17 protein-coding genes and 5 tRNA genes are annotated in these 22699 nt (G+C 40.5%); 5 read left to right on the top strand and 17 right to left on the bottom strand.

What is annotated here, in order from left to right; genetic code table 11:
* Nucleotides 1–124: 124 nt before the first annotated feature.
* From lon to AAEU31_RS01610, 9 genes are all read right to left on the bottom strand, one after another.
* A complete protein-coding gene (gene lon / locus AAEU31_RS01650; RefSeq protein ID WP_421966225.1) occupies nucleotides 125–2485 on the bottom strand; it encodes an endopeptidase La in 2361 nt (786 codons plus the stop codon).
* A 143-nt stretch (nucleotides 2486–2628) separates the two neighbouring features.
* Nucleotides 2629–3912, bottom strand: a complete 1284-nt coding sequence (gene clpX / locus AAEU31_RS01645) for an ATP-dependent protease ATP-binding subunit ClpX (protein ID WP_135923984.1) — start codon at nucleotides 3910–3912, stop codon at nucleotides 2629–2631.
* Nucleotides 3913–4047: 135 nt separating this feature from the next.
* Nucleotides 4048–4665 (bottom strand): ATP-dependent Clp endopeptidase proteolytic subunit ClpP, encoded by a 618-nt coding sequence (clpP, locus tag AAEU31_RS01640; RefSeq protein WP_135923983.1) that lies wholly within the window; start codon nucleotides 4663–4665, stop codon nucleotides 4048–4050.
* A gap of 275 nt (nucleotides 4666–4940) precedes the next feature.
* Nucleotides 4941–6245, bottom strand: a complete 1305-nt coding sequence (gene tig, locus AAEU31_RS01635; RefSeq protein ID WP_135923982.1) for a trigger factor — start codon at nucleotides 6243–6245, stop codon at nucleotides 4941–4943.
* A 492-nt stretch (nucleotides 6246–6737) separates the two neighbouring features.
* Nucleotides 6738–6814: transfer RNA gene (locus tag AAEU31_RS01630), tRNA-Pro, on the bottom strand.
* Between the two features lie 42 nt (nucleotides 6815–6856).
* Nucleotides 6857–6933, bottom strand: a tRNA-Pro gene (locus AAEU31_RS01625).
* A gap of 15 nt (nucleotides 6934–6948) precedes the next feature.
* Nucleotides 6949–7024: transfer RNA gene (locus AAEU31_RS01620), tRNA-His, on the bottom strand.
* Between the two features lie 23 nt (nucleotides 7025–7047).
* Nucleotides 7048–7124 (bottom strand) — tRNA-Arg (locus AAEU31_RS01615).
* 50 nt (nucleotides 7125–7174) lie between these two features.
* Nucleotides 7175–7251: transfer RNA gene (locus AAEU31_RS01610), tRNA-Pro, on the bottom strand.
* A 341-nt stretch (nucleotides 7252–7592) separates the two neighbouring features.
* Between AAEU31_RS01610 and folD the strand changes: the two genes are divergently transcribed.
* The gene (folD, locus tag AAEU31_RS01605; protein WP_135923981.1) at nucleotides 7593–8447 is read left to right on the top strand and encodes a bifunctional methylenetetrahydrofolate dehydrogenase/methenyltetrahydrofolate cyclohydrolase FolD; all 855 of its coding nucleotides are present in this window, start codon (nucleotides 7593–7595) and stop codon (nucleotides 8445–8447) included.
* Between the two features lie 215 nt (nucleotides 8448–8662).
* On the opposite strand, the gene AAEU31_RS01600 is transcribed toward folD, so the two are convergent.
* Entirely contained in the window at nucleotides 8663–9547 is an 885-nt protein-coding gene (locus AAEU31_RS01600) for a DMT family transporter (RefSeq protein ID WP_421966224.1), read from the bottom strand.
* Nucleotides 9548–9682: 135 nt separating this feature from the next.
* The gene (gene cysS / locus AAEU31_RS01595; RefSeq protein ID WP_135923979.1) at nucleotides 9683–11062 is read right to left on the bottom strand and encodes a cysteine--tRNA ligase; all 1380 of its coding nucleotides are present in this window, start codon (nucleotides 11060–11062) and stop codon (nucleotides 9683–9685) included.
* A 177-nt stretch (nucleotides 11063–11239) separates the two neighbouring features.
* Here cysS and ppiB point away from each other — a divergent pair, with 177 nt between their 5' ends.
* Genes ppiB through AAEU31_RS01580 form a run of 3 tightly spaced genes read left to right on the top strand, consistent with a single transcriptional unit; the run spans nucleotide 11240 to nucleotide 13362 of the window.
* Nucleotides 11240–11731 (top strand): peptidylprolyl isomerase B, encoded by a 492-nt coding sequence (gene ppiB, locus AAEU31_RS01590; RefSeq protein ID WP_135923978.1) that lies wholly within the window; start codon nucleotides 11240–11242, stop codon nucleotides 11729–11731.
* 56 nt (nucleotides 11732–11787) lie between these two features.
* A complete protein-coding gene (locus AAEU31_RS01585; protein ID WP_421966223.1) occupies nucleotides 11788–12519 on the top strand; it encodes a UDP-2,3-diacylglucosamine diphosphatase in 732 nt (243 codons plus the stop codon).
* Between the two features lie 57 nt (nucleotides 12520–12576).
* On the top strand, nucleotides 12577–13362 hold the full coding sequence (locus tag AAEU31_RS01580) for a substrate-binding periplasmic protein (RefSeq protein ID WP_421966222.1): 786 nt from the start codon (nucleotides 12577–12579) through the stop codon (nucleotides 13360–13362).
* Here the strand turns inward: AAEU31_RS01580 and AAEU31_RS01575 are convergent, their stop codons facing one another.
* The 3 genes from AAEU31_RS01575 to miaE all read right to left on the bottom strand — a co-directional run bounded on the left by AAEU31_RS01575 (nucleotide 13363) and on the right by miaE (nucleotide 18515).
* Complete coding sequence (locus tag AAEU31_RS01575) at nucleotides 13363–15291, bottom strand: sensor histidine kinase (RefSeq protein WP_421966221.1); 1929 nt, start codon at nucleotides 15289–15291, stop codon at nucleotides 13363–13365. It abuts the gene before it with no gap.
* Nucleotides 15291–17510 carry an EAL domain-containing response regulator gene (locus tag AAEU31_RS01570; RefSeq protein WP_421966220.1) on the bottom strand — a complete coding sequence of 740 codons (2220 nt, stop codon included), beginning with the start codon at nucleotides 17508–17510 and terminating at the stop codon, nucleotides 15291–15293. Before AAEU31_RS01570 ends, AAEU31_RS01575 begins: the two co-directional genes overlap by 1 nt.
* Before the next feature lie 246 nt (nucleotides 17511–17756).
* Nucleotides 17757–18515 carry a tRNA isopentenyl-2-thiomethyl-A-37 hydroxylase MiaE gene (gene miaE, locus AAEU31_RS01565; RefSeq protein WP_421966307.1) on the bottom strand — a complete coding sequence of 253 codons (759 nt, stop codon included), beginning with the start codon at nucleotides 18513–18515 and terminating at the stop codon, nucleotides 17757–17759.
* A 230-nt stretch (nucleotides 18516–18745) separates the two neighbouring features.
* Here miaE and AAEU31_RS01560 point away from each other — a divergent pair, with 230 nt between their 5' ends.
* On the top strand, nucleotides 18746–19345 hold the full coding sequence (locus tag AAEU31_RS01560; RefSeq protein ID WP_135923973.1) for a Yip1 family protein: 600 nt from the start codon (nucleotides 18746–18748) through the stop codon (nucleotides 19343–19345).
* A 77-nt stretch (nucleotides 19346–19422) separates the two neighbouring features.
* Here the strand turns inward: AAEU31_RS01560 and purF are convergent, their stop codons facing one another.
* The 3 genes from purF to AAEU31_RS01545 all read right to left on the bottom strand — a co-directional run bounded on the left by purF (nucleotide 19423) and on the right by AAEU31_RS01545 (nucleotide 22688).
* The gene (gene purF / locus AAEU31_RS01555) at nucleotides 19423–20949 is read right to left on the bottom strand and encodes an amidophosphoribosyltransferase (RefSeq protein WP_135923972.1); all 1527 of its coding nucleotides are present in this window, start codon (nucleotides 20947–20949) and stop codon (nucleotides 19423–19425) included.
* Between the two features lie 18 nt (nucleotides 20950–20967).
* A complete protein-coding gene (locus AAEU31_RS01550) occupies nucleotides 20968–21462 on the bottom strand; it encodes a CvpA family protein (RefSeq protein WP_135923971.1) in 495 nt (164 codons plus the stop codon).
* Between the two features lie 572 nt (nucleotides 21463–22034).
* Nucleotides 22035–22688 carry an SPOR domain-containing protein gene (locus tag AAEU31_RS01545; RefSeq protein ID WP_135923970.1) on the bottom strand — a complete coding sequence of 218 codons (654 nt, stop codon included), beginning with the start codon at nucleotides 22686–22688 and terminating at the stop codon, nucleotides 22035–22037.
* Between the last annotated feature and the right edge of the window lie 11 nt (nucleotides 22689–22699).

The following is a 22699-nucleotide window of genomic DNA, read 5'->3' as shown; positions in this document are numbered from 1 at the left end:
TATGCTCAGTTTATTATATTTTTCTCAACCCTAGGCCACATAAGGCCTAGGCTTGAAAACTAGTGCTTAACTTATCATACCCTTAGTATTTGAAAAGCCCCTAAATGCACTTTTTTGCGGTTTTTTACTGGTTTTTTTCAGTTTCGACAGAAAAACTCTCAACTGGGTGCTTTAAAGCCAGTTTTAAAACGTCATCAATCCATGTAACTGGGTGAATTTCAAGGCCCTCTAATACATTGTCTGGGATCTCTTTTAAGTCACGTTCGTTAATTTTTGGAATAATAACGGTTTTAATACCACCACGATGAGCCGCTAGTAACTTTTCTTTTAAGCCACCAATCGGTAACACTTCACCACGTAGGGTGATTTCACCTGTCATAGCAACATCAGAACGTACCGGGTTACCTGTTAAGCTCGAGACTAAACCAGTTACCATTGCAATACCCGCACTTGGGCCATCTTTTGGTGTTGCTCCTTCTGGTACGTGAACATGGATATCACGTTTTTCATGGAAGTCGCTATTAATACGTAATTTTTCAGCACGATTACGAACAACCGTCATGGCCGCTTGAATCGACTCTTGCATTACATCACCAAGTGAACCGGTGAAAGTAAGTTTACCTTTACCTGGAACAGCAGCTGATTCGATAGTCAGTAAATCACCACCTACTTCAGTCCACGCTAATCCGGTTACTTGACCAATGCGGTCACCATCTTCAGCTTTCCCATAGTCAAAGCGTTGTACACCTAAAAACTCTTCTAGATTATCTTCATCGATAGTCACTTTTTTAGTGCCTTTATCTAGCAAGATATTCTTAACAGCTTTACGGCAAAGTTTAGATACTTCGCGCTCTAGGTTACGCACACCGGCTTCGCGAGTGTAGTAGCGAATAATACCAATAATTGCACTATCAGCTATTTCAACTTCACCCTCTTTTAGGCCATTACGCTTCACTTGCTTTGGAATTAAATGCTGCTTAGCAATATTCAGCTTCTCGTCTTCGGTGTAACCCGATAGACGAATAACCTCCATACGGTCTAGTAATGGGCCAGGAATGTTGAAGCTATTTGATGTTGCAACGAACATTACGTCTGATAAATCGTAATCAACTTCTAGGTAATGATCAGCAAAATGACTATTTTGCTCAGGATCAAGCACCTCAAGTAATGCTGATGCTGGGTCACCACGCATATCAGAAGACATCTTATCGATTTCATCTAATAAGAATAATGGGTTTTTCACGCCGACTTTGGTCATATTCTGGATTAACTTACCAGGCATAGAACCAATGTAAGTACGACGATGACCACGAATTTCAGCTTCATCACGAACGCCACCAAGTGCCATACGAACATATTTACGACCAGTAGAACGTGCAATTGACTGACCTAATGAGGTTTTACCCACACCAGGAGGGCCGACTAAACATAAAATTGGGCCTTTGAGTTTATTAGTACGTTGTTGTACCGCAAGATACTCAATAATGCGTTCTTTTACTTTATCTAGACCATGATGATCGCTGTCTAAAATCTTTTGTGCGCCAGCTAAGTCTTTTTTCACCTTAGAGCGTTTTTTCCAAGGCACATTGATAAGCGTATCAATGTACGAGCGCACTACGGTTGCTTCAGCCGACATAGGCGACATCATTTTTAATTTAGATAACTCTGCATTCGCTTTTTCTTGCGCTTCTTTAGGCATACCTGACTCTTCGATGCGTTTTTTAATTGCTTCGAATTCATCGGGTACATCATCAAGTTCGCCAAGCTCTTTTTGAATCGCTTTCATTTGCTCGTTGAGGTAATACTCTCGCTGCGATTTTTCCATCTGCTTTTTAACGCGAGTACGGATTTTCTTCTCAACTTGCAGTAAGTCAATTTCACCTTCCATCAGCGCCATTAGGTATTCAAGACGCTCAGTGACATCAGCTATCTCAAGTACTTTTTGCTTTTCAGGCACTTTCAGTGGCATATGAGCTGCCATAGTATCTGCAAGACGTGCGGCTTCATCAATACCTGATACAGAAGTGAGTACTTCTGGTGGAATCTTCTTATTAAGCTTTACATAGCCTTCAAATTGGCTAATTGCGCTGCGTATGAAGACATCCTGCTCTTGTTCATCAATATGGTTTGACTCAATAAACTGCGCTTCAGCTACAAAGAAATCATCATTGTCTAGAAATGTTTCTACTTTCGCGCGTTGAGTGCCTTCAACCAACACTTTAACGGTGCCATCAGGTAGTTTTAATAACTGAAGTACTGTGGCAATCGTGCCAACACGGTAGATATCGTCTTGCTGCGGATCATCAACAGAGGCGTCTTTTTGCGCCACTAGGAAAATTTGTTTGTCCTTGTCCATCGCCGCTTCTAGGCATTTTATTGATTTTTCACGACCAACAAATAGCGGGATCACCATGTGCGGGTATACCACAACATCGCGCAGTGCCAACACGGGGATTTCGACTCGATCGGTTCTCTCAAGCGTCATTATATTCTCTTCGCACTTCATTTATTTTAAAGATTACTCAAGTATATGGGGATATGTAAGGGAAAGTTCAACATATTTGTAAAAAAAGGAGCCTTTGGCTCCTTTTTTATACTTAACTGATTAAATAATAACCTATTAAAGCTTTATTCTGATGCAGCTTTGTCTTGATTACCACTTTGGTAAATTAAGATTGGGTCTGATTCACCTTTAATAACGGTTTCATCAATAACCACTTTGCTTACATCATCCATTGAAGGCAACTCATACATAGTATCAAGTAACACACCCTCAACAATTGAACGCAAGCCACGTGCACCTGTTTTACGCTCCATTGCTTTGTGAGCAATCGCACTGAGCGCATCTTCACGGAACTCAAGCTCAACATCTTCCATTGCAAATAATGCAGAGAATTGCTTAGTTAGAGCATTCTTTGGTTCGCTAAGAATTTGAATAAGTGCCGCTTCATCTAGTTCTGTCAGTGTAGCGACAACAGGAAGACGACCAATAAATTCTGGTATTAAACCGTATTTAACAAGATCTTCTGGCTCTACATCTTTAAACGTTTCGCTTAAACTACGGCTACTTGCCGATTGCTTAACTTGAGCGCCAAAACCAATACCTGTATTTTTGTGGCTACGCTGTTCGATCACTTTATCAAGGCCAGCAAATGCACCGCCACAAATAAATAGAATCTTCGATGTATCAACTTGCAAGAATTCTTGCTGCGGATGCTTACGTCCACCTTGTGGTGGTACAGAAGCAACCGTACCTTCAATCAGTTTAAGTAACGCTTGTTGCACACCTTCGCCCGATACGTCACGAGTGATCGATGGGTTATCAGACTTACGAGAAATCTTGTCAATTTCATCAATGTAAACAATACCACGCTGCGCTTTCTCAACGTCGTAGTCACATTTTTGCAGTAGCTTTTGAATGATGTTTTCAACATCTTCACCAACATAACCTGCTTCTGTTAGCGTAGTCGCATCAGCCATAGTGAAAGGTACATCGAGCAAACGAGCCATGGTTTCAGCAAGTAATGTTTTACCACTACCAGTAGGACCAATTAATAGGATGTTACTCTTACCTAGCTCAATTTCTGCATTAATACTTTGATTGCGAAGGCGTTTGTAGTGATTGTATACCGCTACCGACAGCACTTTTTTTGCATGATCTTGGCCAATAACATAATCATCTAAGTGATTACGAATTTCTTTTGGAACAGGCAATTTATCAGACGCATTATGCTTAGGCGCAATGTCTTTGATTTCTTCCCTGATGATATCATTACACAGCTCAACACATTCATCACAAATGTATACTGAAGGGCCTGCAATAAGTTTACGAACTTCATGCTGGCTTTTGCCACAAAAAGAGCAGTATAACAATTTATTACTTTTGTCGCCGTCTGTAGGAGTGTCAGACATTCAGCTACCTCATTTATTACGTTGGCAGCAGCACTGGGCTACTGCTAATTCACTATGTTTAACTATATCAAAGAATATCAGTTTTCGCATAGTAAAGGGTGATAGCTAACAATACGTTATTATTAGCTATTCAGATTACTTCGTTTCGCGGCTAGAGAATACAGAGTCAACTAGGCCGTATTCAACCGCTTCGCTTGCGGTCATAAAGTTATCACGGTCAGTATCGCGTGATACGACCTCTAATGGTTGACCTGTGTGCTCTGCCATCAAACGGTTTAACTTATCTTTAATCGATAAGATTTCGCGCGCATGAATTTCGAAGTCAGATGCTTGACCTTGGAAACCACCTAATGGTTGGTGGATCATCACGCGTGAGTTAGGTAAACAAAAACGCTTACCTTTAGCGCCACCTGATAACAAAAAAGCACCCATACTAGCTGCTTGACCCACACAAATAGTGCTTACATCAGGTTTAATGAAATTCATTGTATCGTAGATTGCCATACCAGCAGTTACAGAGCCACCTGGCGAATTGATATAAAGATAAATATCTTTTTCTGGGTTTTCTGATTCTAAAAACAGCATTTGTGCAAGAATCAGGTTTGCCATGTTATCTTCAACTTGGCCTGTTAAGAAAATAATGCGCTCTTTTAAAAGACGTGAGTAAATATCATATGAGCGCTCCCCTTTTGCTGTTTGCTCAACAACCATAGGGACTAATGCGTTTAGAGGGTCTATCATACCGCTATTCATTCTTATTTAATTCCTTATCCGCTGCGACTCATCCTTACTATAAGGAAAGCACATTAATACTAATGTTAATTAAAGTAACTGTTCAATCTTTTTAACTATATGTGAACGGTTCGGCACTATTTCAATCTTTACTGAAAAATGTTCTGAAATAACATCTAGTATTGTCGGTTTTTGTGAAACTTGCTACCACAAACTAAAATGGCCCGGGTACGCTGTAAATATACAGAGTAACACGAGCCATTTAATCGCTAGCGAGAGCTTAAGTCAATGACTTATTAAGCACCTTGCTGTGGATTCATGATGTCGTCGAATGCTTTTTCAACTTCAGTCACGTTTGCTTTAGCTAGGATAGCTTCAACTGCTTGCTCTTCCATCGCTACGTTACGCATTTGTTGCATAAGTTGATCATTTGACTTGTAGTATTCTACAACTTCAGTTGGATCTTCATATGCAGAAGCTACAGTTGCGATTAACTCTTCAACTTTAGCGTCGTCAACTTTAAGCTCGTTCGCCTTGATAACTTCACCTAGTAATAGGCCAGTCTTAACGCGAGTTACAGCTTGCTCGTGGAATAATTCAGCTGGAAGCTCAGGCATGTTTTTAGCATCGCCACCAAAACGTTGTGCAGCTTGCTGACGTAGTGCATCAATTTCTTGATCAACTAGCGCTTTAGGCACTTCGATTTCGTTGTTAGCTAAAAGACCTTTGATAGCTTGGTCTTTAACGTTAGCTTTAACCGCTTGGTCAAGCTCACGTGTCATGTTCTTTTTAACTTCTTCTTTAAGAGCGTCAACACCGCCTTCAGCTACACCGAATTTAGTTGCGAACTCATCGTTAAGCTCAGGAAGCTCTTGAGTTTCAACTTTCTTAACAGTGATTGCGAAAGAAGCAGCTTTACCTTTAAGGTTTTCAGCATGGTACTCTTCAGGGAAAGTTACTTCAGCAACAACTTCTTCGCCCGCTTTTTTACCAACGATGTTGTCTTCAAAACCTGGGATCATACGACCTTGACCAAGTTCTAGTGGGAAGTCTTCAGCTTTACCGCCTTCGAACTCTTCACCGTCGATAGAACCAACGAAGTCGATAGTTACGCGATCGTTCTCGCCTGCAGCTGCATCAACTTCAGCCCAAGAAGCGTGTTGCTTACGTAAAGTTTCTAGCATGTTAGCTAGGTCTTCGTCAGTTACAGATACTGCTGGTTTTTCAACAGCAATTTTATCTAAACCTTGGATTTCAACTTCTGGGTAAACTTCAAACGTTGCATCGAATTCTAAATCTTTACCAGCTTCTAATGCTTTAGGTGCGAAAGTTGGAGCACCCGCTGGGTTAATTTTTTCTGAAACGATTGCTTCGATGTAGTTGCGTTGCATTAATTCGCCAGCAACTTCTTGACGCACTGCTGCACCGTAACGCTTGTTGATGATAGACGCAGGTACTTTACCTGGGCGGAAACCATCGATACGCTGGGTTTTAGACAGTTGTTGTAAGCGTTTTTTAACTTCAGTCTCAACGTTCTCTGCAGGAACGGTGATGGTCAGACGGCGCTCAAGGCCTTGAGTCGTCTCAACAGAAACTTGCATGATTTACCTCAATCTTCAATTTTGGCGACTGTTCGCCTTCCTTACAAACAAGGTGATCTCCATGAGTGATAGCAAGTTTTAATGCTGAAAAATTCAACTTAAAACGGCGCATTGTAACCATGAGATACCATTGCTGCTTTGCCTCTATGGGCACTATGTTAAACAATAGACGCGGCATTATAACCTAATATTTATGATAGTCGAGTCTAGGGGGCAATTATTTGGCGTATATAGCAGCATTCAGCGTTTAAGTGCTGAAAAAACGAACGCAGTAAAATAACAAAATTAAATTAGGCTGATTTAAAGGAGGTATTTAGATATTAAGAAGTGGTCGGCGATGCAGGATTTGAACCTGCGACTGAATTGGATATACCCAAACCAATCGTTCTTTGACCATAAATCTTTAAAAGTGGTCGGCGATGCAGGATTTGAACCTGCGACTGAATTGGACATACCCAAACCAATCGTTCTTTGACCATAAATCTTTAAAAGTGGTCGGCGATGCAGGATTTGAACCTGCGACCCCTTGGACCCAAACCAAGTGCGCTACCAAACTGCGCTAATCGCCGATACAGAGAGAAGCTTTGAAAATTAAGACCACTTTAGAAAAGTGGTCGGCGATGCAGGATTTGAACCTGCGACCCCTTGGACCCAAACCAAGTGCGCTACCAAACTGCGCTAATCGCCGATATCTTAAGTAAATTGGGGTGACTGATGGGGCTCGAACCCACGACAACCGGAATCACAATCCGGGGCTCTACCAACTGAGCTACAATCACCACGGCATTTACATATTTTCAAATGGCGCACCCGGAAGGATTCGAACCTTCGACCAACGCCTTAGAAGGGCGTTGCTCTATCCAGCTGAGCTACGGGCGCATCGAAAACTTCAAAAGTTTGCCTGTAAGCACCGCTTCTTAAAGAAGAAGTGGTCGGCGATGCAGGATTTGAACCTGCGACCCCTTGGACCCAAACCAAGTGCGCTACCAAACTGCGCTAATCGCCGATGCTTACTGTTGTTTGCGAGTGACCTCGTTAACAACGGGGTGCATAATAGTGATTTGGCCGTGTTAGGTCAAACTTTTTTTTAAGAAAATAATTCAATCGGTCACTTTTAGTTCATAATGGTTAAATATTGCAAATATAAGCTAAAATTTGAACTCTTTTTTATAAAGTATCGCTTTATATACAATTGCATCTTGGCGCTATGATGCTTTTCTGCGAAAATACACAACATTAATAAATATGATCAAACAAACATGATTTGTGTATCCACGCCCCCTTTATTGGATGATCATATTTTGATGTATCAGTATCAAGTTAACTAACCCCAATGAAAGGTCACCCATGACGGCAAACATCATCGATGGTAAAGCAATAGCTAAACAAGTACGCAGTAATGTAGCTGAACGTGTTGCAGAGCGTGTAGCAAACGGTTTACGTGCACCAGGACTAGCAGTAGTGTTAGTTGGTCAAGACCCAGCAAGCCAAGTCTATGTTGGCTCTAAGCGTAAAGCATGTGAAGAAGTCGGCTTTGTATCTAAGTCTTACGATTTACCTGGCGACACCACAGAACACGACTTACTTGCTTTAATTGACCAACTTAATGAAGACAAAGAAGTAGACGGTATCTTAGTGCAACTGCCTTTACCACAAGGCCTTGATGCTGAAAAAATTCTTGAGCGTATTACTCCTCATAAAGATGTTGATGGTTTCCACCCTTACAATATTGGTCGTTTAGCACAGCGTATGCCGGCACTTCGTCCTTGTACGCCAAAGGGGATCATCACCCTACTCGACTCTACAGGTGTTCGCTATAAAGGGATGCATGCAGTCGTTGTTGGTGCTTCTAACATTGTTGGTCGTCCTATGTCGCTTGAGCTTTTACTTGCTGGCTGTACAACAACGGTATGTCACAAGTTTACACAAGATTTAGAAACACATGTTCGCCGCGCTGATTTATTAGTGGTTGCGGTTGGTAAACCTGAATTCATTCCGGGTGACTGGGTGAAAGAAGGCGCTATTGTGATTGATGTGGGTATTAACCGTCTTGAATCAGGTAAACTTGTTGGTGATGTTCAATATGATGTTGCTGAACAAAAAGCGCATTTCATTACACCTGTACCAGGTGGTGTTGGCCCGATGACTGTGGCAAGCTTAATTGAAAATACGCTTGAAGCATGTGAAAAATATCACAGCTAAGAAGAGCTAAATTATTGCAAAAGGCTGCCAATGGGCAGCCTTTTTTTTGGTTTTATACCAATCCGCTTAATTAAGTAGTCTATTTTGAGGCAATAAAACCTCGTTGATAACAAGGCAAAAATTTCGTTATTTAGTTGTTCTAAATGAGAAATTTTTAACGCAGTTAGCGACAGGTTTTATCCCTCAAAATGATTAAGTATTATTGCGGGTTGGTATTAAGAGCGTTGTAGTTTTAACTGCTTAAGCTTTAGCATCTGAGGTAGCACTGAAAATACAATCATCATAAACATCAATAGGTATTGCCAGTCTTGGTATTGTTCGTTTATGAGCAAAACAGCGCATACTATTCCCGCGATTGGGTTGGCAATGGTGCCAAATGAAAACTCAGCCACACTCATGCGCCCTAATAACCAAACATACAGAGTATAGGCAATGGCAGTATTGGGCACGATTAACCAAAATAGCGCAGAGTATTGCAGCGCTGAAATTGGCTCAAATACCACTTGGTATTGCTCTGGGTTTAGCAAACTTCCATCGATAAAAGCAGCTAGCAATAATATGCTGCCACCAATGATTAATTGCCAAGTAAGCACAACCCACCAATGTATATGCACCGACAAACTTTGTACTAAGGTGCTACCAATCACAATAGTAAGTAAGGCACCCAATAAAGCCGCCACTCCCAATACATTTAATGTGACGTAAGCTGGATCAAACAATAACCACGCCAGTACAACCAAGGCTATGGCGCAAAATGCTTGAACTCTTGCTGGACGCTGTCCTTTTACAATCCATGCATACAGCAAAGCGACAACCGGCACTGACACCATCCCCACCCCAGCAATAGCTGCAGGAAGATTCACCGCCATGATAAAAATAAACGCAAAAAACAGCGCTATATTCACAGCACCTAAAGTCAATAAACTTGGCCACTGTGAACGAGTTGGTAAACTAGGCTTAAGTAATAAAAGTAATAATCCTGCAGGCAATGCGCGCAATGCACCTAATAATAATGGCGGCCAATCTGGAGTGGCATATTTAGTCACAGCATAGGTAGTACCCCATAAAAAAGCAGGGATCATGGCAAGTAAGATATTCAATGTAAGTCCTTGTTAGTGAAAAGTAGCGTAAAAATAAAACCTCAAGTAAGGTTTAGGTCAATAGCTATGTCCAGTTAAAAACAAAAAAGGTTGCCTCTTGGCAACCTTTTCAATTTGTAATATCTCGGTGGATACTTAAGCTTTACGCCATGTTGTTTTACCCGCAGAATCTTCGAGTACAACACCGAGTGCATTAAGTGCATCACGGGCTTCATCAGCTGCTGCCCAATCTTTGCTGGCACGAGCTTCGTTACGTTTTGCAATCAAGGCTTCGATGTGTGCGACTTCGTCATCAGCTTGGCCACCTTGTAGGAAGGCTTCTGGGTCTTGTTGTGCAACGCCTAATACCTCTGCAACACTGCGAAGTACATAAGCCAACTTACCAGCTTGTTCTGCATCGCTGTCTTTAACACGGTTTAGTTCTTTCGCAAGCTCAAATAACACAGGTAGTGCTTCTGGCGTATTAAAGTCATCATCCATCGCTTTTCTGAATTTAGCCACGTATTCATTGCTGGCTAAATCACATTCGATTGGTGTTACCCCGCGCAGTGCGGTGTAAATACGCTCAAGTGACGAACGTGCTTGCTCTAAATTTTCTTGCGAATAGTTAAGCTGGCTACGGTAATGACCTGAAATTAAGAAGTAACGAACTGACTCAGCATCGTACTCTTTCAATACGTCACGCACGGTAAAGAAGTTGTTTAATGACTTAGACATCTTCTCTTTATTAACCTGTACCATACCTGTGTGGATCCACGTATTAACGTACTTGCCGTTATTTGCACAGCATGACTGAGCAATTTCGTTTTCATGGTGTGGGAATTGTAAATCTGAACCACCACCGTGAATATCAAAATGCTCACCTAAATGCTTAGAGCTCATTGCCGAACATTCGATGTGCCATCCTGGACGACCCTCACCCCATGGTGATGACCACGAAGGCTCACCTGGCTTGGCTTTTTTCCATAGCACGAAATCAAGTGGATCTTGCTTATCTTGAGCAACTTCAACGCGTGAACCTGCTTGTAGCATGGTTAAGTCTTGTTGTGATAAAGCACCGTATTGCTCAAATGTAGAGACATCAAACAATACATCACCATCAGCTGCAATGTAGGCATGGCCTTTCGCAATTAAACGTTCAACCATAGCGATGATTTCATCCATATGGTTTGTTACGGTTGGCTCAACATCAGGACGCAACATATTTAAGCTGTCGAAGTCTTCATGCATTGCTTTAGTCATGCGAGTCGTTAAATCATTGATAGACTCGCCGTTTTCGTTAGCACGTTTGATAATTTTGTCGTCAACATCGGTGATGTTACGTACATATTTTAAATCGTAGCCGATGTGACGAAGGTAACGAACAATTACGTCAAACCCTACAAATGTACGTGCATGACCGATATGGCAGTAATCATAAATGGTGATACCACACACATACATGTCGATTTTGCCATCAACAAGGGGTTTAAACTGCTCTTTTTGTCGCGTAAGTGTGTTGTAAATTTGTACCATTTATAAAATGTCCTTAACGGTGTTTCGAGATTCTCTATGTTAACACTTGCAAAGCCGCTGCTCTAGCGCTTTATCAATTGAATAAGCACTTTGTTAATCGTTTTAAACAAGCTCTTTGTTAATCAAAGACAACTACTATAAAATAGCCCCATTATTAAACCAGATATAGGAAACCTCATGGTTGTACTACACACAAACTTTGGTGACATCACCATCAAAATGCACGAAAACGATGCACCAAACACAGTTAAAAACTTCTTAGAGTATGCAAACTCTGGCTTTTACAACGGCACTATCTTTCACCGTGTAATTGATGGTTTTATGGTACAAGGCGGTGGCTTTGAGCCAGGTATGGTTCAAAAAGAAGTAAACAACCCTATCGAAAATGAAGCAAACAATGGCCTTGCGAATAAAGTAGGCACATTAGCAATGGCGCGCACGCCGGATCCACATTCAGCAACTGCGCAGTTTTTCATTAACGTTAACGACAATGACTTCTTAAACTTCAGCAGTGAAACTTCACAAGGCTGGGGCTACTGCGTGTTTGCAGAAGTTGTTGAAGGTATGGACGTGGTAAACAAAATCAAAGGTGTTGCAACTGGCAGCGCAGGTTTCCACCAAGACGTACCACTTGAAGATGTAATTATCGAAAAAGTAACGGTTAGCTAATTTAATCGTTTAGTACTTTTTTAAGCGGGCCTTTGCCCGCTTTTTTGCGAGTAACCATGAAACAAAGTTATTTTATTGCCGATCTCCACTTAACAGAAAACCGCCCAGACATCACTGCGGCATTTTTTGATTTTCTTGATAGCAAGATTATTAATGATGACGTTGATGCCTTGTATATTTTAGGTGACTTTTTTGAAGTATGGGTAGGTGATGACTATCAAACTGACCTTTCAGTGAGCGTTGCCACACGTTTAAGCCAGGTAAGTGAAAGTGGTACTAAGGTGTTTTTTATTCATGGTAACCGCGATTTCATTATGCGTGAAGGCTATGCCAAAAGCGCGAGTATGACTTTATTACCCGAACAAGTTGTTATTGATTTATACGGCACCCCAACGGTTATCCTGCATGGTGATGAAATGTGCACCCAAGATGTTGAATATCAAAAGTTTCGCAAAAAAAGCCGTGGTTGGTGGTGGCCAAAATTAATGCTTGCTATGCCGCTTTGGTATCGCAAGAAGATTGCTCGCAACGCCCGCGAAAAATCAAAACAAAGCCAAGCTGGTAAAGCATTAGAAATTCTTGATGTTACAGAAGATGCGGTATTAACCATGTTTAAAAAACATCAGGTTAAGAATATGATCCATGGTCATACCCACCGCCCTAATGTTCACTACTATAATGTTAATGGCGAGACCCATACTCGCACCGTGCTGGGTGATTGGTATGAACAAGGGTCATACCTAAGAGTAACTCCAGATAAACAAGAGCTAATTTACACTCCGCTTTAAATCATCAGTTTATTAGCTATGCTTTAGTTGTGTATCAAATAAAAACGGGCATGTTAGGTGAACCGATTTATATACTTGTGTAGCTGTTTAGTACTTAGCTTTTCGATTAATAGCCAAACCTGGCAGTTGGTCACTGAGCCTTTTCCTCCCTATTTTATTGGTGATCAGAGTAAGCCTGGTTGGTTACATGAAGTTATTGTTGCCGCATTAAAAACTCAAGGGCAAAAAGCCAGCATAGAATATACACATTGGGCTCGTGCACTGAAACTTGCTAAAAGAAATAAGCGTGTTGCGGTACTCGGCGCATTTCATAATCATGCCAGAGCAGCTGATTATTATTATTCACACCCTTTAGCCGTTGCCAATACGGTATTATTTAAACGTGCCGATACTGACATTCTCTATACGGGATCTTTATATTCGCTTGCTCCTTATACAATTAGTAAAGGGGAAGATTATGTAGTGAGTGATAGCTTTGAAAGCCATCCTCAGCTAACGATTGTTACCGCAGATAGCCTTGCTGACAGCTTACTGCTTTTACTTAATGGGCGAGTTGATCTTGTTGCTGGCAGCAAAGAAGTCGGCCAATATTGGTTAGATAATAATGAGCGTTTGCGTGCATTCAAAGAAAAGCAAGTTAGTGTGCTTAAGCCTTATTTAGCCAGCCAGTATTTACATGTAATAAGCGCCAAAAGCCATCCTCAAGCACTCCACTTTCAAAATAGCCTACGAATTGGCGTAGAAGAATTACTTGCCAGTGGTGGACTTGAGAAAATTTTACGTCACTATGAATTCAGTGATATCGAGATCAACAAAATTAAACGCTTGCTAAGTAAAATTTGACTATTTAACCACTGTCTCTTGGGCTTTCAAGGGAATAGTTATTTTAAATTGTGTGGCAATATTAGCAGGTAAATCGTGACGACTAATTAAGCTTATTCGCCCCTCTAATATCTCTGTTACCCATTGATAAACTAAGTACAGCCCAAGACCTGTATGGCCATGTTTTCTTGAGGTTGTTACAAAGGGCTCAAATAGATTGCTGCGTAATGAATCATCAATACCAACACCATTATCAGATAAAGTGATACACAAGCTATTATATTTTTCTTCGAACACCCGTAAAACTATCAATTTATTGTCTTGCTCTGTGAATGCATGTGAGATGGCATTAACAATTAAGCTCTCAATAATTTGGGAAATGACACCTGGCCGAGTAACGATCTCTCTGTTAATTTCTATATCAGTTTGCACTGTCACATTGAAGGTCTTCAATCGTGACTTTAATCCGAGTAATAAGTCTTCAATGACTTTATTTATATCACATTTTATATGGTTATCATTTGTTCTGTCGTGCGCCATTTCTTTAAAGCTTTTAACATGACAAATAGCTTTATCTAAATTTACTTTAGACAATTTTAAGTTAACATCGATCCCCTCGATACTCGTTTCTAAAAACTCTTTAGTTAGCCCCTGCTCAATTTGCTTTTGTAATTTTTGGTTTATCATTTCGGCATTAGACAGTGAAATCGCAGCCCCGCCTAGAGGAGTATTCATTTCATGGGCAACACCCGCAACCATTAAACCAAGCGATGAAAGCCTTTTTGCCTCAATCAATTCTCCCTGTAATTCGTGTTGCTGTTTTATATACCGCTGTAATTTAGTGTTAGCCGTTAGTAATTCTTGCTGCTCAATTTCCAAGTTGATTGAGGTTTGAATAATCTTGCTCTGATAACGAAAACTACGCAGTTGATAATATATTGATAAAGCAACAAGAAGTAAGCCAAAAACTAAAGCGGTTACTAAAGACTGAATATATACCGCATCAACAACCCCGTCACTGGCACTCACTAACATGAAAATATCGTTTTCAACGAGTTGGCTATTAGCGTTACCCAAGTTCATTTTTAAGAAACTAGCCGACATGCTCTTTGAAATAACGAGCTGTTTTGAACTCGCTGCGCTAATCATTGTGTTCCACAGCGCTGGGTCATTTTTTTTCAGGCTTAAATCGGGCTGCGCTAACATAAAGCCCCATTCCATTGCTTTATTAGGATGAAGTAACCAATATCCTTCACCATTAATTAATTGCACCTGAGCCTTCGCAGAACCAAGCTCCTTGATATGATTTAATGTCGACGATAAATCAAAATTAACCACAATTAACCCATCTAAAAGATAATCATCGGGCAAGGTTCGAAAGGAAGCTCTTAAGGTTGGCTGAAAAGGTGTCACTACCTCACCAAACTCAACATTTAGATCAATAGGAGAGATGTAGATATTATTATTTTTTAGCTGCATTCCCTCAGTAAAATAATATCGGTTTCGTTTATTTTGTAACTGTTGCTCAGGTACAACCTCTGCAATCCCAGCTTTGAAATTAACTCGCAGTCGCTCCTGCCCTTGTGTATCTAACCAGCGGATCTGTGAAATTGTGCCTGCAGCCAAGCCAAAATCAGTAAAATGATTTAGTACGTTATTTAAATAACGAATTTGTTCTGCTGATACCGTTGACACGTCATTGCGCTTTAAAGACTGATCTGCAACTAATAACTTTACTACTTTTCTAACATCACCGAGCTCCCGGCTAAAAATACTATGTGTCGCATGCAAAGTGTTATCTTGCAAAAGACCTACATTAGTTTTTTTTATTTGATAAAAAAGTAAAAACACAAGTAAGCTAATTGCTACACATACCCCAAGCGCAATAGCTAATTTAATAATGGACTTTTTACGCAGCGCATTTAGTTGCGAAACCGCTTTTTCTACCATTACTTTTCAGACCAGCTTTGCAGCCACTCAAGTGCATCTTCAAAAAACATTGGCTTTGCGTAGTAATATCCTTGCCCAAAGCTACAACCTAACTGTTTAAGCCATTGGTGCTCAGCTTCTGTTTCAATACCTTCAGCGGTTACTTGAAAACCAAATTTTTCAGCCAGCATCATAATCATTTCAATAATATGCTGGTTTGATCTTGATTCATTAATTTTGTCTACGAAACACCTATCTATTTTGATGATCTGTGCAGGAATTCTACTAATATGTTCAAGTGAGGAGTAGCCCGTACCAAAATCATCAATACTAATTTTCATGCCAAGTGCAGCAAATTGACACAAACGTGCATTTATTTTTTCATAATTAAAGATAGCTTGAGTCTCTGTCACTTCTAGCTCAAGTAGTTCTGGGGATATTTGATGCTCAGCTAAGCGCGCTTGAATTTCATCAAAATAACTTGCTGACAACAAATCATACGTAGATACATTAAACGCAATAGGTATGGTGAAACCTCGTTCTGCTAACTGATTTATTATTTGTAATATTTTATCAAAAATAAGCTTATCTAATTCACTTATTAGTCCAGCTGTTTCAGCAAGCTCAATAAACTCGTCAGAAGGGACAAAAGCACCACTATCTAGCTGCCAACGTGCTAGCGCCTCAAAGCCTACCACTTCATTTGTGCTTAAACTAACTTTAGGCTGTAATGCCACTTTAAGTTGTTTTTTACGAATCGCAGTGCGCAGCTCTTGCATTAATGAATAACGGCGTGTGATTGCTTCAGTGCTTTTAGCAGAATAACAAAGTAGCTCAGCCATTTGCGACTTTTCTTCACTAAGTGTTGATTCTGCAAGATTGAAAATTTGCTCGGCTGAATGCTCAGGAAACGCATCTAGTTGCATAACCAAAATGCGCACATTTAAAAACTGCTTTACCCCGTCAATTTCGAAAGATTGCTGTTTTAGCGAGTCAATTAACTGCTCATCTTTGAATACCTCGCTAGCAACCAATACTCCCAAGCTGTCATTTTTAAATAACGCTATGCGAGGATAATAGGCTTGAAGTTGTTGCTGAATATTACTTTGCATTTTTTTATGGGTTTTCTTACAAAACTCATAACCAAAACGAAATGACTTTTCATCAAACTGCAAAATTTCAAAGATAACTAAATGAGTATTTGCCAGCTCCTCTGCATTCATCATATCAATTTCACGTAACAGCCAATTTCGATTAGGCATATTCAGCGTAACATCTGTATAGGCAAGCTCTGTTAACCGGTTCATTAATGCAATGTTTGCAAAGCCAGTGCTCACATTCTCACTAAATACCTGCAATAGATAGATATTATGTTCTTCTATTTGGTTATCAGATTTAACAATTGTGATGTAGTAATTCACATCAACATTCTGCGTGGTAAAATAAAAGACACTATAGTGCGTTGAAAATACGTGCTGGCGAGTTTCAACTGCTTTTTCGATATTATCTTGCACCTCAGAGCTTAAAAATTCTGATGAAAGACTTTTGCCTTCAAGTCCTTTATAGCAACCACTGCAAGAAATAACCTCAGCTAAAGCTAATTTGCTATTTCCAACACATATCACTCCCCCACCATTCGATAATTGTAAAATTTTGCCAATTTCGTCTAAAACAGCTTGAGAAAATGAGTGAATGTTATTTTTGCTATTAATGCTTCTTGCCGCATCAAGTACCAGCTGTAGCCCTTGTTTGGCATTAGAAATTTGCGAAATATACTGATAAGTACGAAGATGACTGCTAACAATAGATTTTAGCTTTTCCGCAGTCATATCTGACTTGTTCCAGTACTCATCAATATCGAGTGTATCCATGACCTGCTGCTCAGGTGCAAAACTTGGTTGGCCTGTTAGTAGAACAATGCGCATATCATTTCTACCCAGCACATTACGGATACTGTTGACCAATCTTAAACCAGAATCATCCTCTTCCATCACAACATCTATAAATACCAACGCGATATCTTTATGCTGGGATAGAATTGACGCAGCTTCTAACGCAGAATCTGCAGTCAAAACATGTAACTCATCTCCACTGTCAAGACTGATAGCTTTAAAACTATTTAACAGTGCTTGCTGATAGTCAGCATCATCTTCAACAGTTAAAATTTTCCAAGTTGTTACTTTTTTTGGGGGGTTTACGCTTGGCTCTATAAATTTAAAAGTTGATTGCGGATCTAGCATGGCTTCTCCATTTTTTAAGCACACGATGCAAACAATTATGATTTGGGAACATCAAATATAACTAAAAAATAGTACACTAAACCAAAAAGATAAAACCAATTAACCAAATTAAGTAGGAATAAAAACTTATAAAACTACATGTTAGTGAGTATTTACACTTACAACATGCGACAGCAAGGAGTTGTAAAAAATATAGAAAAGTACACAGATCCCACCAAATTATTACAGAACTTGATGGGAAGCTGTTTATGCGGGCACACCACTGTGAAACTTAAAATCTTCATCAGGTGTTAAAATAAGATCGGCTTCTAGTTGAGCAAAGAGCTCAACACGCTCTGTGATATCAAACTCACTGATTTCTTGGGCAAGGGTTAGATAATCTTGATAATGGCGCGCTTCAGAGCGCAGGAGTGAGATATAAAAATCACCTAAGCACTTATCAACATGCGGGGCTAATTTAGCAAAGCGCTCACATGAGCGGGCTTCGATGTAAGCACCGATAATTAACTTATCAACCAAAGCATCAGGCTCGTAAGTTTTCACATGGCGCAGCATCCCTTTAGCATAACGACATGGGGTAATGCTTTTATATTCAATACCGTATTCATCCATGATCTCCAACACTTGATAGAAGTGGTGCAGCTCTTCTTTAATAAGCATGACCATTTTATCAATGAGATCTTGCCCATAAGGAGAGTTTGATTTTGGGATCATCGACTTAGTCAGCTTGTTTTTATCTGCAAGCTCTCGCCAATCACCTTCACGCTTGTAAATAAGTGTCTCAAAAGGCTTCAACCATTCAAGTAAAGCGTCGCTACTTTCTTTATCAACTGCATATTTGCGAATTAAGAACATCGCGCTTTGCGCCGCTTTTAACTCACAAATAAGGTGATCGATTAAAACTATATCTAAGTTTTCTTTTTTGGTTGCCGCAGCAATCCACTCATCAGGCGTTTCGCACTTTAAAAAAGCATGAATTGGCGCTAACAAATCAGAATAAGGCACTGAATAACTTCTCATCAAAAATCTTGGTTTGATTTTACCACATAATTAAGCCTGCATTCCATGACCCATATCAGTGCAAAGTAATTTCCTATATGCACTAAAGAGTTACATTCAATCGACTGTTTCGATTATTTCAGCTTCTTGACAAGATTTAATTACTGAACCATAACTTAATCAAAGCTGTACAAAAATAAAACAGCTACTATTCCTTTTTTACAGGGGCAACAATTATGATTTTAAACCACTTATGGGGCTTATACGCCCATCCACTCGAAGAATGGCAAACGATTGATAATCGCCATGAGAGTTTGCGCTATAGCCTATCTCATATCCTATTAATTGCATGTATCCCTTCAATTATGGGCTACTATTCGTCGGTTCACTTAGGATGGAGTATTGGTTCTGGTGAAGCTGTATTTTTAACCCATGATAGTGCATTGATGATCGCAGTAGCGATGTATTTTGCACTCATAGTAGGCGTATTTGCGCTTGCTTATCTAGCTCATTGGATGGCAGTAACATTTGGTGCTAAACCCACTTTTACACAAACGCTAGAACTTGCCGCTTATACAGCAACGCCAGTGTTTATGTCGTCATTTGCAGCATTTTTGCCAGAGCTTTGGTTTGTAGTGTGTGTTGGCTTAGTAGCACTGGCCTATTCTGTTTACCTACTTTACACAGGCGTGCCTATTCTCATGCACATTCCTGAGGAAAGAGGTTTTATTTATGCAAGCTCGGTCGTTACTTGCGGGCTTATTCTGTTAGTAATTATTTTAGCTGCAACAGCTATACTCTGGACAAACGGTATTGTTCACCCCATGTTTACTTGATTTCATTATTATTTCCTTTCTTTCCAAAACAAAAAAGGAGCTGCAAAGCTCCTTTTTTATCATCTTGAAAACAGTGACTAGTCAGCGCTATTTTCTTCTTGATTATGAAGTTCTAAACCCGCAGACATAGCATTTTCACGCGTTGATTTTGCTGAATCGTTACGTAAACGGTCAATGTGGTTTAGGTACTCTTGATCAATATCGCCGGTGATGTACTGGCCATCAAATACAGACGTTTCGAAACGAGTGATTTCAGGGTTCTCTTGGCTAACCGCCGCAATCAAGTCATCTAGCGATTGATAGATGAGACCATCCGCACCAATGCTAGCATTGATATCTTCAACTTCACGACCATGAGCAATTAACTCTGCAGCTGATGGCATGTCGATACCATATACGTTCGGGAAGCGAATCTCAGGCGCAGCTGAAGCGAAGTAAACGTTCTTTGCACCTGACTCACGAGCCATCTCAACGATTTGTGCTGACGTTGTACCACGAACAATTGAGTCATCAACAAGTAATACGTTTTTACCTTTGAACTCACGGTCAATAGCATTCAGTTTTTGACGAACTGATTTTTTACGCATCTCTTGACCAGGCATAATGAAAGTACGGCCAATGTAACGGTTTTTAACAAAACCTTGCCGGTATGGCAAGTTAAGAGCTGAGGCAATCTCAAGTGCTACATCACATGATGTTTCAGGAATTGGAATAACAACGTCGATGTCTTTGTCGGCCCATTCGCGAGCGATTTTTTCACCTAACTTAGTACCCATGTTTACACGCGTTGCATAAACAGACATACGGTCAATTGTTGAATCTGGGCGCGCAAAGTAAACAAACTCGAAGATACATGGTGAGTAAGTAGCTTTTTCTGCACACGCTTGCGAGAAAAACTGACCGTCTTCAGTAACGTAAATTGCTTCACCTGGCGCAACATCACGCACAAACTCAAAACCATCAGTTTTTAATGCAACGCTTTCAGATGCAAACATATATTCAGTGCCATTTGCAGTTTCACGCTTACCAAAAACTAATGGACGAATACCGTTAGGGTCACGAAAAGCAACAATACCGTGGCCAATGATCATTGCAATCGTTGCATAACCACCTGTCACTTTGTTATTAACTTCGGTTACCGCGGTGAAAATATCTTCTGCATCTAACTTAAGCTTATTTGACTTACTTAACTCATGCGCCACAATATTAAGTAAGATTTCAGAGTCTGATGTTGTATTAACATGACGGCGAGCTTCTGAAAATAATTGCTGCTTTAATGCTTCTGCATTTGTTAAGTTACCATTGTGCGCAAGCGCAATACCAAATGGCGAGTTAACATAGAAAGGTTGCGCCTCAGACGAGCTAGATGAACCAGCTGTCGGATAGCGTACATGGCCAATACCAATAGTGCCTTGCAGACGTTTCATATGACGGGTATGAAACACATCTTTCACTAGGCCATTGGCTTTGCGTAAGCTAAACGTGTTGTTTTCAATGGTAATGATGCCCGCTGCATCTTGACCACGGTGTTGCAAAACAGTTAAGCCGTCATATAACGCCTGATTAACAGGAGAAGTGCCGACTATGCCAACGATACCACACATTAAATTTATCCTCGCCGATTAACGGTTTACCGAATTTAAAAAGCTTGAGTTGTTTTCGAGGTACGAAAAGAACCACTCAACAACAAAGCCAAATTCTGGAATCAAAATAGAGTTGCCCCACCAATGCGTATTTGGTGCACCGGTAAAAGCATCAAGAAAGAAAAGTAACGCGCTCACGACCAACACGCCACGAAGAGCACCAAACACAATGCCAAAAACACGGTCTGTGCCAGATAAACCAGTACGCTGTACAAGTTCACCTAAAATATAGTTTAGTAAACCACCCAACAGGAGTGTCGCAAAAAATAATATGGCAATTGCGGCTGCATTTCTTAAAAGGGGTTCTGAAATACTTGTTAGGAAGGATGCTAAATATTGGTAAAACAAACTAGAGATGATAAATGCGCCAGCCCACACCGCTAAAGACATTGCTTCTTTTATAAAGCCACGTATTAAACCGATGATAGTGGATAGTGCAATAATGCCAAGTATGGCGTAATCAACCCAGATCATAAGAACCAACTAGTCGTTAATTTGGGGCGCATTCTATACCCAAACCACCTGTAGATGCAAGAATTCAGCATGAGATAAAACGTATTTAGGCAAGGCATTGATTGTAGGTAATGGTGTACCCATTATCAAAATCAATAACGCAGAATAAATACGTTTTAGCCATGCCCTTCGGGCGCTTCACAGGGCTTCCACTACTGTGTTGTGGCAACTTGAAAGGTACCTACATTCCTGTATTGCTACGCCGTGTATTGAAAGCCCTGTGATAGCGCTGAATCATGGATCTACAGGTGGTTTGGGTATAAGAACCACCTGTAGATGCAAGAATTCAGCATGAGATAAAACGTATTTAGGCAAGGCATTGATTGTAGGTAATGGTGTACCCATTAGCAAAATCAATAACGCAGAATAAATACGTTTTAGCCATGCCCTTCGGGCGCTTCACAGGGCTTCCACTACTGTGTTGTGGCAACTTGAAAGGTACCTACATTCCTGTATTGCCACGCCGTGTATTGAAAGCCCTGTGATAGCGCTGAATCATGGATATACAGGTGGTTTGGTTATCCTTTACCAGATCACTTCGTAATTTCAAACTGAGTAACTTTACCATTTAGCTTGGTTAACTGCTTTAACTCAGGAAGCTTACTCTCTAACTCTTTCTTGTTAAGTGAAGGACCTACAAAGACTTTTGTCAGTGTGCCGTTCGGGGTTTTTATCGGGCGCGTGAAAGTTTTGAAACCATTCGCTTTTAGTTTTTCTTGAAGCGATTTCACATTAGGTGCATGAGAAAAACTCCCCAATTGAATAACATACGCCATTTTGGTGAGGTTTTCTTCTGGCTTACGGGTTGGCTCAGGAGTATTAGCGACCGGCTTTGCAGGCTCTTGCACTGCAACTTTTGGCTCAGCTTTATTAATCACAGGCTCATCTGTTGATGCTTCAATCATTTTCGGGGCATCGCTAAATGATTGCTGTTCTGTTGCCGTTAACTCGGCATCATTAGCTTTAACATCTTCAACAGCAACTTCGGCGGGTTGTTCAGCTGATGCAACTTTATTGTCTATAGCTTGTTGTAAGTCAATCGTGGTGAACTCAGGGCGGTCAGGGATCGCTTTAAAGTTTTCTGCATGATGAACTTTCTCTCCGTCCAAAATATTTGGAATAAAGACAATAGCCGCTACAACCACAATGGTGGTTCCTACTAAGCGATTAATAAACCCTGCGTTCACCGATTTCCTCT

This window comes from Pseudoalteromonas thalassia, assembly GCF_049257215.1.
Lineage (GTDB): Bacteria > Pseudomonadota > Gammaproteobacteria > Enterobacterales > Alteromonadaceae > Pseudoalteromonas > Pseudoalteromonas lipolytica_C.
The sequence above is the reverse complement of the archived record's forward strand: the minus strand, read 5'-3'. Positions and strand labels throughout refer to the sequence as shown.

What these genes read in the sequence shown, in the direction of transcription:
- folD (WP_135923981.1), top strand. Translation starts at nt 7,593, where the DNA reads ATGACGGCAAACATCATCGATGGTAAAGCAATAGCTAAACAAGTACGC.
- AAEU31_RS01560 (WP_135923973.1), top strand. Translation starts at nt 18,746, where the DNA reads ATGATTTTAAACCACTTATGGGGCTTATACGCCCATCCACTCGAAGAA.
- AAEU31_RS01550 (WP_135923971.1), bottom strand. Translation starts at nt 21,462, where the DNA reads ATGATCTGGGTTGATTACGCCATACTTGGCATTATTGCACTATCCACT.
- AAEU31_RS01570 (WP_421966220.1), bottom strand. Translation starts at nt 17,510, where the DNA reads ATGCTAGATCCGCAATCAACTTTTAAATTTATAGAGCCAAGCGTAAAC.
- clpX (WP_135923984.1), bottom strand. Translation starts at nt 3,912, where the DNA reads ATGTCTGACACTCCTACAGACGGCGACAAAAGTAATAAATTGTTATAC.
- purF (WP_135923972.1), bottom strand. Translation starts at nt 20,949, where the DNA reads ATGTGTGGTATCGTTGGCATAGTCGGCACTTCTCCTGTTAATCAGGCG.
- AAEU31_RS01575 (WP_421966221.1), bottom strand. Translation starts at nt 15,291, where the DNA reads ATGGTAGAAAAAGCGGTTTCGCAACTAAATGCGCTGCGTAAAAAGTCC.
- ppiB (WP_135923978.1), top strand. Translation starts at nt 11,240, where the DNA reads ATGGTTGTACTACACACAAACTTTGGTGACATCACCATCAAAATGCAC.
- AAEU31_RS01585 (WP_421966223.1), top strand. Translation starts at nt 11,788, where the DNA reads ATGAAACAAAGTTATTTTATTGCCGATCTCCACTTAACAGAAAACCGC.
- tig (WP_135923982.1), bottom strand. Translation starts at nt 6,245, where the DNA reads ATGCAAGTTTCTGTTGAGACGACTCAAGGCCTTGAGCGCCGTCTGACC.
- lon (WP_421966225.1), bottom strand. Translation starts at nt 2,485, where the DNA reads ATGACGCTTGAGAGAACCGATCGAGTCGAAATCCCCGTGTTGGCACTG.
- clpP (WP_135923983.1), bottom strand. Translation starts at nt 4,665, where the DNA reads ATGAATAGCGGTATGATAGACCCTCTAAACGCATTAGTCCCTATGGTT.
- cysS (WP_135923979.1), bottom strand. Translation starts at nt 11,062, where the DNA reads ATGGTACAAATTTACAACACACTTACGCGACAAAAAGAGCAGTTTAAA.